The sequence below is a fragment of the Azospirillum formosense genome (genome assembly GCF_013340925.1).
In the GTDB taxonomy this organism is placed as follows: domain Bacteria; phylum Pseudomonadota; class Alphaproteobacteria; order Azospirillales; family Azospirillaceae; genus Azospirillum; species Azospirillum formosense.
This window is the reverse complement of the sequence record NZ_WHOR01000192.1, coordinates 1-11,152: the sequence shown is the minus strand read 5'-3', so window position 1 is coordinate 11,152 and position 11,152 is coordinate 1. Positions and strand designations below refer to the sequence as shown.

7 protein-coding genes are annotated in these 11,152 nt (G+C 67.7%); 4 read left to right on the top strand and 3 right to left on the bottom strand.

Annotation, left to right across the window (positions count from 1 at the left end):
- From GBZ26_RS20955 to GBZ26_RS20940, 4 genes are all read left to right on the top strand, one after another.
- Positions 1 to 954: methyl-accepting chemotaxis protein (locus GBZ26_RS20955; protein WP_247884859.1), on the top strand; the 954-nt coding region annotated here is incomplete at its 5' end.
- Between the two features lie 135 nt (positions 955 to 1,089).
- On the top strand, positions 1,090 to 2,211 hold the full coding sequence (lptF, locus tag GBZ26_RS20950; protein ID WP_174440502.1) for an LPS export ABC transporter permease LptF: 1,122 nt from the start codon (positions 1,090 to 1,092) through the stop codon (positions 2,209 to 2,211).
- A 16-nt stretch (positions 2,212 to 2,227) separates the two neighbouring features.
- Positions 2,228 to 3,226 carry a glycosyltransferase family 9 protein gene (locus tag GBZ26_RS20945; RefSeq protein ID WP_246653860.1) on the top strand — a complete coding sequence of 333 codons (999 nt, stop codon included), beginning with the start codon at positions 2,228 to 2,230 and terminating at the stop codon, positions 3,224 to 3,226.
- Between the two features lie 91 nt (positions 3,227 to 3,317).
- Positions 3,318 to 3,791, top strand: a complete 474-nt coding sequence (locus GBZ26_RS20940; protein WP_174440500.1) for a flagellar biosynthesis regulator FlaF — start codon at positions 3,318 to 3,320, stop codon at positions 3,789 to 3,791.
- Positions 3,792 to 3,897: 106 nt separating this feature from the next.
- Here GBZ26_RS20940 and GBZ26_RS20935 read toward each other — a convergent pair whose 3' ends face one another.
- The 3 genes from GBZ26_RS20935 to GBZ26_RS20925 form a co-directional block, all read right to left on the bottom strand.
- The gene (locus tag GBZ26_RS20935) at positions 3,898 to 5,964 is read right to left on the bottom strand and encodes a flagellin N-terminal helical domain-containing protein (protein ID WP_174440499.1); all 2,067 of its coding nucleotides are present in this window, start codon (positions 5,962 to 5,964) and stop codon (positions 3,898 to 3,900) included.
- Positions 5,961 to 7,367 (bottom strand): flagellar hook-associated protein FlgK, encoded by a 1,407-nt coding sequence (gene flgK / locus GBZ26_RS20930; RefSeq protein WP_174440498.1) that lies wholly within the window; start codon positions 7,365 to 7,367, stop codon positions 5,961 to 5,963. The genes GBZ26_RS20935 and flgK overlap by 4 nt, the downstream gene beginning before the upstream one ends.
- Before the next feature lie 92 nt (positions 7,368 to 7,459).
- Positions 7,460 to 10,888: a flagellar hook-basal body complex protein gene (locus GBZ26_RS20925; protein ID WP_174440497.1), complete on the bottom strand. Its 3,429-nt coding sequence runs from the start codon at positions 10,886 to 10,888 to the stop codon at positions 7,460 to 7,462.
- Positions 10,889 to 11,152 lie beyond the last annotated feature (264 nt).

The window sequence follows — 11,152 nt, the reverse complement described above, 5'->3', positions numbered from 1 at the left end:
GAGATCGGGCAGAGGGCCAAGGCGGTGCTGGTCTTCAAGGACACCATGATCGCCGGGCGGGGGGCCGCCGCGCGGGAGCGGGCGGAGCAGGCCGTCCGCGCCCGCCGCGCCCGCGCCATCGAGGAGCTGACCGGACGCTTCGACCGCGAGGCGGCGGCCGTGCTCGGCTCCGTCTCGGCCGCGGCGGTGCAGATGAAGGCGACGGCCAGCCAGCTCGCTGCCACGGCGGAGCAGACCACCCGCCAGTCGGTGACCGTGGCCGGCGCGTCGGAGCAGGCCAGCGCCAACGTGCAGACCGTCGCCACCGCCACGGAGGAGCTGGCCGCCTCGGTGCAGGAGATCGGACGGCAGGTCGCCAGCAGCACCGCCATCGCCGACGAGGCCGTTCATAAGGCCGAGCGCGCCGACCAGGCGATGCGCAGCCTCGCCACCGCCTCGGCGGAGATCGTCGCGGTGATCGACCTGATCACCCAGGTGGCCTCCCAGACCCGGCTGCTGGCGCTGAACGCCACCATCGAGGCGGCGCGGGCCGGCGAAATGGGCAAGGGCTTCGCCGTCGTGGCGGCGGAGGTGAAGGCGCTGGCCGACCAGACCACCCGCGCCACCGACGAGATCGCCGCGAAGATCGTCTCCGTCCGCAGCGAAACCGAGGGGGCGGTGGCCTCCATCGGCGACGTGATGGGCACCATCGGGCGAATCAGCGAGGTCGCCTCGACCATCGCCGCGGCGGTGGAGCAGCAGCAGGCGGCGACGCGGGAGATCGCCCGCAACATCCAGCAGGCGGCGGTCGGCACGCACGATGTGACGTCCAACATCGCGGACGTGAACCGGGCGGCCAGCGAGACCGGCAGCGCCGCCCGCAACGTGCTGGAAGCCGCGGGATCGCTGTCCGATCAGGCGGACGGGCTGCGCAGCAAGGTGGAAGTGTTCCTGTCGGCGGTGCGCACGGCCTGACGCGGCGGGCAGCGGACGGGGGACGGCGCGTCGGGGAGCAAAAGTTCGATGCGCCGGGCCTGTTGCCAGATCAGCACTTGACCCGGACGCCCGAGCCCGTCAGCTTCTCGCCGGGCTTCCCCGTGACGCATGCACATGAACCGACTGCAACGCTATCTCTTCCGCAATCTCCTGATCGCCCTCCTCTATTCCACGGCCGGCCTGACCCTGACGATCTGGCTGAGCCAGTCCTTGCGGCTGATCGAGATGGTGGTGGAAGCCGGGGCGCCGATGCGGGTGTTCCTGTGGCTGCTCGTCCTGACGGTGCCGACCTTCCTCGGCATCGTGCTGCCGCTGGCGCTGGTCGGGGCGGTGCTGTTCACCTACAACCGGCTGGCGACCGACAGCGAACTGGTGGTGATGCGCGCCGCCGGCGTCGGCCCCTTCGCCCTGGCCGCGCCCGCGATGCTGCTGGCCTTCGGCGTGACGGTGGTCGTCTACGTGCTGAACCTGTGGCTGACGCCCGCCGCCCACCAGGAGCTGGTGCGCATGGAATACGCGGTGCGCAGCGACTACTCGCAGCTGTTCCTGCGCGAGGGCGTGTTCAACGAGGTGGGCGACCGCTTCAGCGTCTTCGTGCGCGAGCGCGACAGCGAGGCCAACCTGCACAACGTGATCATCCACGACGGGCGCATTCCGGAAAAGCCGGTCACCATCATCGGCGAGCGGGCCGTGATGCTGACCGGGTCGGAGGGTGCGCGCTTCGTGGTCTACAACGGCAACCGGCAGGAGCTGGACCGCAAGACCAGCCGGCTGTCCCAACTCTTCTTCGAACGCTATGCGGTGGATCTGAAGGTGCTGAGCAGCGCCAGCGGCGAACGCTATCCCGACGCCCGCGAACGCTCCACCGACGAGTTGCTGCACCCGCCGCCCCAGTTGGCGGGAGACCCGAAGATGATGCGCGACCTGCTGGCGGAGCTGCATCACCGCCTGTCCTCGCCGCTGCTGGCGCTGGCCTACACCATGGTGGCGCTGGCCTGCCTGCTGTCGGGCGAATTCAACCGGCGCGGCCAGTCGGTGCGGGTGACCACCGCGGTGCTGGTGGTGATGGCCATCCAGTCGGCCGTCCTCGGCCTGTCCAGCCTCGCCGCCAAGGTGAGCGTGCTGGTGCCGTTGATGTATGTGCTGCCGGTGGCGGCGCTGGCGCCGGCGGCTTGGATCCTGTCGCGCAACCTGCGGCGGCGCGTGCCGCCCGGTGGCGAAGCGGCGGCGGGCTGAGGAGGCGGACCGGCTCTTGCGCATCCTGTTCATCACCTCCAACCGTCTGGGGGACGCGGTCCTCTCAACCGGGCTGCTGGCCCATCTGACGGCGCTTTACCCGGACGCCGCCCTGACCGTCGCCTGCGGACCGCTGCCCGCCCCGCTGTTCCGCTCCGTGCCGGGGCTGGAGCGGTTGATTCCCATGCCGAAGCGGGCCTGGGCGCGGCATTGGTTCGACCTGTGGCGGGCCTGCGCCGGCACGCGCTGGGATCTGGTGGTGGACCTGCGCAACTCCGCGGTCGGCCGTCTCGTCCTGGCGCAGCGCCGTTTCTTCCACGCCCGTGCCCCGCATCTCCACAAGGTGGAGGAGATCGGGCGGGTGCTGGGCCTGTCCCCGCCGCCGTCCCCCCGCCTGTGGATCGACACGGCGGCCGAGGCCGAGGCCGACCGGCTGTTGCCCGGCGGCGAGGAACCGTTCCTGGCGATCGGTCCGACCGCGAACTGGACGGGCAAGGAATGGCCGGCGGACCGCTTCGCCGATCTTGCAACGCGGCTGACCGGCCCCGGCGGCCGGTTGGCCGGCCGGCGCGTCGCCGTACTCGCCGCCGGGCCGGAGCGCGAGCGCGCCCGGCCGGTTCTGGATGCGCTGGGCGGGCGGGCCATCGATCTGACCGGGCGCACCGACCCGATGGCCGCGGCGGCCTGCGTGCGCCGGGCGGCGCTCTACATCGGCAACGATTCCGGGCTGATGCACATCGCCGCCGCCGCGGGCACGCCGACCGTCGGGCTGTTCGGGCCGGGTTTTCCTGAGACCTATGGCCCCTGGGGCGTGGCGGCGCGCACCGTGATCAGCCGGGTTCCGCGGTCCGAGCTTCTGGCCCGTCAGAAGGCCGATCCGCAGGCCACCGGTCTGATGGACGGCATTTCCGTGGAAGCGGTCGAACAGGCGGCCGGTGAACTGTTTGGGCCGGCACCGACGGAACGGTGCGAAGTCGTGACAAATCCTTGCAAATCACCAGAGACAGGTCCCTAAAGTTGACAAGGATTGAAGGATCGCTGACAATCCTTTGGTCCGGACCTGATTCAGCATTGCTCTGTCCGGCGGCCTGTCCCGAGGGTTTGGAATGAAGCCGACACCGACATACGCGAACAAGCCGACTTCCGACAATCCCCGTGATGTCGAAGCCTGGGCGTTGGCGGAGGCGTCGCGGCGCCTGCTCGATGCCGGGCGCAGCCCCGTGAACGAGGAAACGCTTCGCGCCGCCCTGCAATTGAACCAGCGCCTGTGGACGATCTTCCAGGCCGCGATGACCGAGGACGATTGCGGCCATCCGCCGGAGGTGCGCACCAACATCGCCGCCCTGTCGCTGCTGGTCGACCGTGAGACGATGGCCCGCCTGATCGATCTCGACGTGTCGAAGCTGGACACCCTCATCAGCATCAACCGGTCGGTGGCCAGCGGCCTGACCGCCCGCCCCGACGCGCCCGTCCAGGTCCAGCCGGCTCCGGCTCCGCAGGCGGCGCGCCCCCCGATGGCTCCGCCGGTTTCCGCTCCGGACGGCCAGCCGCCGCGTCAGTCGCTGCGGATCTCGATCTGAGATCCACGCGCGTCGAACAAAAAGACCGGCGTCCTTCGGGGCGCCGGTCTTTTTGTTTGATGGCGGTTCCCTCCCCTCGTCGAAGGGGAGGGAGCCATCGCCGCCTTCAGGCGATGTAGTTCAGCAGCGACAGCTTCTGGCGTTGGCCGGCGACCGTGTAGGCGGCCTCCAGCGCGTTCATGGAGGTGCGCAGGCGGGCCGCCACCTCGGTCTCGTCGATGCCTTCGATGCCGGCAATGCGCTCGACCACCGTGGCCGACGCGGTGGTGTGGGCGGTCTTCTTCTCTTCCAGCGTCGCAAGGTCGGACGCCACCTTGGAATGGACCGACCGCACCTCGTCCTTGGCCTGGGCCATCAGTTCCCGCGACTTGGTGATGTACTCCTCGTACTTGCCGGGATTGGACGCGGCGACGTGGGCCATGCGGAAGGCGGCGACCAGCTTCTGGAAGGCGCGGTCGTCGCTGGTGACGCCGTAGGTCAGCGTCTGACCGTCGTCGATGGTGACCGCGGCCTTGTCCCACGCCTTGCTGTTCTTCCGGTTCGACATGTACTCCGAATCGTAGAAGGGCAGGTCCGGCGGGTCCACATAGGGCAGGTCGGTCAGGGCGTCGGCCTGCGACGGCAGGGTCGCAACCGAGATGGTGTTGTCGATCTGGCCGTTGACCGCCCGCACCGAGGTGGTGAATTGCTGCACGCGCGACGGATGGTTCGGGTCCATCGTGGTGTTGCTGGCCAACTGGATCGTCGATCCGTTGCCGGCGGCGTCGATGGTCACCGGCGGGACCGGGCTGGTCTTCGCGAACTCGGCGCGCAGCATGTCGGCCACCTTCGACACGTCGGTGACGCCGTTGTTGTAGTCTTTCTCCGTGACCGTGTAGCGGACCGTGTACTGCTGGTAGGGCGGCAGGTCCTCCGGCTCGTCCGGATGTTCCGAATAGTATTTCCGGTTGAAGGGGTCGTCCGGGTCGCCGACGGTGACGTTGATTTCGTAGGTGTCGCCGATGTCGACCCCGTCGCCGGTCAGCGCGAAGCTGTCGATCTGATTCACCCCGGTGCCGGCGGGCGCCGGCAGGGTGGCCGCCTGGATGGTCGTGGGCGCCGTCATCGAGTTGTCGATGCTCATCGAGTTCTGGACGCGGGCCTTCACGTCGAACTTCTGGCTCTGGTCCTCGCTGATCAGCGAGATGACGCCGTTGGCCGCGGAGGCGATGATCGGCAGCTTCGGGTTGGCCGACTGGATCAGGCTGTTGAGCGTGCTGGCGACGAAGGTGACGGTCTTCGGATCGCCCGGCTGGACCTGATAGCCGAAGGGCTTGCCGTCGATCGACACCTCGAAGTAGTCGTCGGTGTTGACCATCGACCCGTTCAGCGTCACGCGGGTGGATTGCGGCTGGGCCAGCAGGTCGCCCACCGGCTCCGTGCCGTAGCGCGAGCCGGCGAACAGATAGCGGTCGCCGAACTGCTCGTTCAGAAGCTGCTGGATGTCGCGCAGCGCGCCCTCGACCCGGTCGCGCATGTCGTTGGCCTGCGGCCAGCTCACGTTGAAGGTGCTGCTCGACGCCGCGGTGAGCTGGTCGAAGCTGAGGTTCAGCACCGCGCCTTCGCCGGGGCCGCCGTCGATCTTGAAGTTGTAGCCGCCGCCGTCGCTGGGGGGGACCGTTTTCAGATTGATGGTGCGGGTGGTCTTGCCGCCCAGCCCGTCGGTCACCGTCACGTCGAACGAGCCGTTCACCCCGTCCTTCGAGGGGGTGGAGGTCACGGTGTAGCGGGCGTTCTGCGTGAAGGTGGACTTGTCGCCGTTGACCGTCAGCTTCAGCGCGTCGGGGTTGCTGTTGAAGGGGGACGTAACGCTGGCCGGACCCGGCTGGAACGGCATCAGGTTGCTGCTCTGCCAGTCCGTGGCCAGCTTCTCCAGGCTGTTCAGCACCGTGTCGGTCGCCTTCACGCGCGGCGACGCGGTGTTGATGTTCTGGACATAGGACTCGCGCTGGGTCAGCTCCGCGCGCAGGGCGAGCAGCTTCTGCGTCTCGGCGCCGTAGGCGTTGAGGTCGGTGGACTTCTTGCCGGTGGTCAGCTGCTCCGAGAGCGTGTCCACCTTGTTCTGGCCGTTGGTCAGGTTGCGGACCAAGCCGAGATACTTGGCGTAGCTGCTGACTTGAGTGATGGAGCTCATCGGACGATCGCCTCCAGCGCGTCAAACATCGTGTTGGCCACTTGCATGACCCGTGCCGACGCGGCGTAGGAGGTCTGAAGCTGCTGCAGATTGGCGATTTCCTCGTCGATGTTGACGCCGGTCGTCGCGTGGTAGCGCTCCTCCAGGATCTGGCGGGAGTCCTTGTCGAGCGCGTTCTTGTCCATCGCGGTCTTGGCCGCGGACATCCAGCCGCCGGTGATGTTGCTGGAGATCGAGCTGAAGGACGCGCCCTCCAGTTTCAGCCCGTCGGCCTGGAAGCTGCGGCCCGTCGCGCTGAGCGCCGTGACCACGTCCTTGACGGCCGCGCTCTTCAGTTTCTTGGTGTTGTTCAGCAGATTCTCGTTCACGTGGATGGTGAAGCGGTCGTTGCCCATGAAGAACTGCGTGCCTTCCTCGCCCGGCACCGTCTTGGCCTGGTCGTAGGCGTCGCGGAAGCTGGTGGGCTCGCCCGGTTTGGTCGGGCTGGTGAACATCTGCGCGTAGGCGTCGAGCTGCGAGCGCAGCTTGCGGATCACCTCGGTGGTCGGATCGGCGCTGGCCGGCTGCGGCGGGTTGGAGGTCGAGCCGTCGGCGCGCAGGTTCATCAGCGCGGCAATCTTGCCCTCCTTCAGGTGCTGGTTGACGTTGGTGACTTGATTGCCCACCGTCAGGTTGATATTGCCGCCCTCGTAGGAAAGATTTGCCGCCTGGCTGTCGACCAGCGCCAGCCCTGTGGGGGTGAAGACGGCGACGCGGCCGTCCGGGCGGGCCATCGTGCGCACGCCGACATAGGTGCTCAGCTCGCGGATCAGCCCGTCGCGCTTGTCGGCCACCTCGTTGCCGGCCGAACCGTAGCCCTGCAGCGAGACGATGTTGTTGTTGATGCTCTCGATCTCCTTCAGCAGCCGGTTCACCTCGCCGACCGACTGGCCGAGGTCGCCCTGGATTTCGCGGTCCATGTCCTCCACGCCCTGGGACACGCGATTGATCTCGCGCGCGAAGGTGTCGGCGGCCTGGATGAGCTGGTACTGCGCGACCTCGCTCTCCGGAGAGGTTTCCACCGCCTTCCAGGCGGTCTGGAAGGCTTCCGCGTACTGGTTCAGCTGCGGCTTGCCGCTGGTCGTGCGCAGCAGGTCGCCCAACTGCTGCATGTAGGACGATTTGGTGGCCGAGGAGCCTTCGCGCGCGGTCAGGTCCTGCACCTGGCTGAGCAGGGCGGAATCGACCTCGCGGCGGTACTGGGAGGTGAGAACGAACCCGTTGGAATCCAGCACGTTCGACACGGTGTGCCGGGTGCGGGTGGGATCGTCGGCGCGGGCGACGTTGTCCGAGACCAGCTTCACCTGGGCCTGGACCGCACGGAGGCCGGCTGTCGCGCTGCCGAGGGCGCCGAAGAGGGACATGGCCGTTGGACCTTTCGTCTACGGGGAAAGCGGTCTGCTGTTGGCCGGGCGGGCCGCGGGTCACGCGGCCGCCCGCCGGATCGGAACCGCGCTTAGCGCTTCAGCCCGAGGACTTCCTGAAGCATCTCGTCGGAGGTCGTGACGATCTTGGTGTTGGCGGAGTAGGTGCGCTGGGTGACGATCAGCTTGGTGAACTCGTCCGCGATGTCCACGTTGGAGGACTCCACGCTGTTCGCGACCACCGCGCCGGCCCCGTTGGTGTCGGGATCGTTGAAGTTCGGCCGGCCGCCGTCGTCCGTCTCGATGTAGACGCCGCCCGCCTCGCGCTGCAGGGCGTTGGGATTGTTGAAGGTGACCACCGGGATGCGCCCGATGGTGCGGCTGCGGCCGTTGTCGTAGTTCACGATGACGTCGCCGTTGTCGCCGTAGACCACCTCCTTGTACTGGCCGCGCGAGGCGCCGTCCTGCACCAGCTCGCGCACGTTGATCTCGCTGCCGGCGAACTGGGTGACGCCGCCCGACTTGCCGATCTGGCCGAGGTTCAGCGTGATCTGCTGCGGGCCGAAGCCGTAGTCCACCGTGAAGGTCACGTTGGCGTCCGCCCCCAGCCCCTGGTTGGCCGAGGTCACCGCCGTGCCGGTGCCGACCTTCGCCGTGCTGACGCTGGTGATGGTGCCGACATTGCCGGGATCGGTGCCGAAGTTCAGCAGAACGTGCGCGGGGGTGGTGCCAGCCTGCGCGGCGGTTTCCAGCGTGAACTGGTCGGCCACGGTGCCGCTCGCCGACTTGGCGACGAGCTTCAGCACGCTGCCCTCGGCGCTGGCGGTCACCGGCAGGGAGGTGTTCTTGTTCACCAGATTGGCGAGGCTGGCCGCGATGGTCTCCATCGAGGTCTCCTCGCCCGTCGTCCGGTAGGTGATCGGCGAGCCGTTGACGATGACCGTGTACTCGGCGTCCTTGTCGCCCGGCGTGCCGGTCAGCGTCACCGATTCCGACTGCCGCACCCCCGCCACGTTGGAGGTGGTGGTGGAGGCGGTCAGCGTGCCGGAGCTGCCGGTGGCGTTCTGGATGCTGGCCTTCGCCTCGAACTTGCCGGTGGTCGAGGTGTTGTGGGTGAGGGTCAGCCGGCCGCCGGTCGAGGTGGCGACGACGTTCAGGTTGGCGGCGTTGACGCGGTTGGCCAGCTCCTGCAGGACGCCGTTGATGTCCTGGAAGTTGCCGTAGTTGGACTTGTCCACCGTCACCGAGATCGGCGTGCCGTCGATCGACACCGAATAGACGTCGCCGATGTCGATCTGCGTCTGCGGGTAGGAGAATTCCTGGCGCTGCCCGCGCGAGTCCGTCGGCGCGCTGATCGTCGGGCCGTTCACCTGATTGTTGGAGGCCGCGCCCGAGGTGTATTCCTGGTCGATCTTGAAGGGCGTGCCGGGGTTGCGGGCGGTGACCTGCAACTGCGAATTCACCACCGACGCGATGACTGGAGCCTGCGGCCGGGCGGAGTTGATCTGGGCCGCCAGCGCGTTGGCGATGCCGCCGTAGGTGCCCATGGTGAGGATGTTGTCGGCGGTCACCGACACCGCGTAGGGCACGCCGTCCACCCGCACGGTGTAGCTGTCGCCCACCCGCACGTTGTCCGTGCCGGTGATGTCCAGCTTGCTGCCGCTGACACCCAGGGCGGCGCCGGGGGTTCCCGTCAGGACCAGGGCGCCCGAGGCGGGGTTGCGCATGGCGGTCACCGCCAGCCCCTGGCTGTTGATCTGCGCCACCAGATCGTCCACCACGCCGTTCATGTCCTTCAGCGTGTTGATGTTCGAGTAGGTGACCGTGGTCTTGAACTCGACGCCGAGCACGTTGACGACATACTGGTCCGGCACCTTCAGCGCCGCCGTCGACGGGAAGGTGACATGGGTGATCTCGGGCAGGGCGGCGGTGGCGGCCTGCGTGATGGTCGGCGTCGCCATCTGATAGTCGACGGGGGTGGAGGCGCTGATGTTGTTGTCGCGGCTGTCGGCGTTGGTCACGCCGTAGGTGGCCGTGAAGGTCGGCGTCGCGGCGGTGCCGTCCAGCACGAGCTGGTTGGCCGTGCCCGCCGGAACCGTGGCCGTGCCGATCAGGGCGTTGACGTTCAGCGACGGCACGGCGGTGTTGATCTGGTTGGCCAGATTGGCGACCACGCCGTTGATACCACCCGCTGCCTGCAGCGCGCCGATGTTGGCCGAGGTGACGCGCGTCTTGAACTCCTTGCCCGCAACGGTGATGCGGAACTCGTCCCCCACGTCGATGGCGGCGGTGGAGAAGGTGAAGGTGCTGCGCTGGTCGCCGCTGACCGAGCCGGTCAGGTTGGTCGAGGGACCGCTGACCGTGCTGAGCTGCGGCTTGGTGTTGGAGAAGGAGCCGCTGACCTCGACCGGCGTGCCGTCCAGCTTCTTCACCAGGACCTTGCGCGGGTCGCTGCTGTCGATCTCGGCGGTGTAGGGGGCCGGCACCATCGCGTTGACCGCGCTGGCCAGCGCGTTCGCGACGTCGGTGAAATTCGAGAAGCTCGCGATGTTCGCGGCGGTCACGTTGACCGTGACGGGCGGGCTGCCATTGATGGTCAGGCTGTAGGTGTCGCCGACCCGGATGTTGTCCTGCGACGTGCCGTCCGGATAGTAGTTGGTCCGTCCGCTGATCGTGACCGACGAGGACGGGAAGGACGTCGTGCCGTTGACCAGCACTTGGCTGACCTGGGCCACTGGGGTCACGCCGGACACCTGGCTGCCCGCCGCCATGGAGGCGGCGCCACCGGTGAAGGAACCGGCGACCGGCTGCGTCGAGCTTCCCGGCGCGTCGATGCCCAGGCGCCACGCGTTGGCGGCGTCCTGGCGCCAGTTGAACTGGATGGTCCGGGCGTTGCCCTGGGTGTCGTAGACCTGGATGCTGGAGGACGGGATCGGCACGCCCGGCGTCGGGGTGGCCGGCAGGTTGGCGCCCAGCGTGATGCTGTTGGTCGACTGCGGCTTGTCGGTCAGGGTGTTGACCTGGAGCGGCTGCACCACGTCCTTCTTCAGCTGGCCGGTCACGTCGTCGACGATCCAGCCGTTCAGCGCGAAGCCGGCGCTGTTCACCAGATAGCGGTTCTTGTCCAGTTCGAAGTCGCCGACGCGGGTGTAATAGACGTTGTCGGCGTTCAGCGTGCCGGTCTGGGTCTGCACCGTCTCGCCCTGCTGGCCGGGGCCGGTCAGGCCGCGGCTGAGCTTGGACACGCTGAAGAAGCCCTGGCCCTGGATGGCGGCGTTGGTCGGGCTCTGCACCTGGGTCAGGTTGCCCTGGATGTTGTTCATGAAGACCGGCGCCGCCGTCACGCCGCCCGGAGCGTGCAACCGCTCATTGGATTGCAGCACCAGCGTCTCGAAGGCCGTGTTGACCCGTTTGTAGCCGACCGTCGAGGCGTTGGCGATGTTGTCAGAGATGTGACCGAGGGCCTTCGACTGCGCGCTCAGGCCGAGGACGGCGGTGGTCATCGAACCGAAGATGCTCATGGCCAGGGATCTCCAAACGGAAGGGCAAAAATCGTTGCCATTCGGGTAAGCAAGGACGATGCCAACTTCCTGGTCCTCTCTAACATACTGATTTTTATAAATAATTCTCGTGGGCGCCCGGGTCGGCCCCCTTTTTGCCGCGCGCTGGGAAAAATTGGCCTAGCAGCCTGTGCGGGGGAGGGAAGAAAGCTCCCGTCCGATTGGCCGGTCCAACCGATATGACCAAAAGATAGGGCGTGGCCGGTCGGGGGCTGCGGTAGAACG

What these genes read in the sequence shown, in the direction of transcription:
- lptF (WP_174440502.1), top strand. Translation starts at nt 1,090, where the DNA reads ATGAACCGACTGCAACGCTATCTCTTCCGCAATCTCCTGATCGCCCTC.
- GBZ26_RS20940 (WP_174440500.1), top strand. Translation starts at nt 3,318, where the DNA reads ATGAAGCCGACACCGACATACGCGAACAAGCCGACTTCCGACAATCCC.
- GBZ26_RS20935 (WP_174440499.1), bottom strand. Translation starts at nt 5,964, where the DNA reads ATGAGCTCCATCACTCAAGTCAGCAGCTACGCCAAGTATCTCGGCTTG.
- flgK (WP_174440498.1), bottom strand. Translation starts at nt 7,367, where the DNA reads ATGTCCCTCTTCGGCGCCCTCGGCAGCGCGACAGCCGGCCTCCGTGCG.
- GBZ26_RS20925 (WP_174440497.1), bottom strand. Translation starts at nt 10,888, where the DNA reads ATGAGCATCTTCGGTTCGATGACCACCGCCGTCCTCGGCCTGAGCGCG.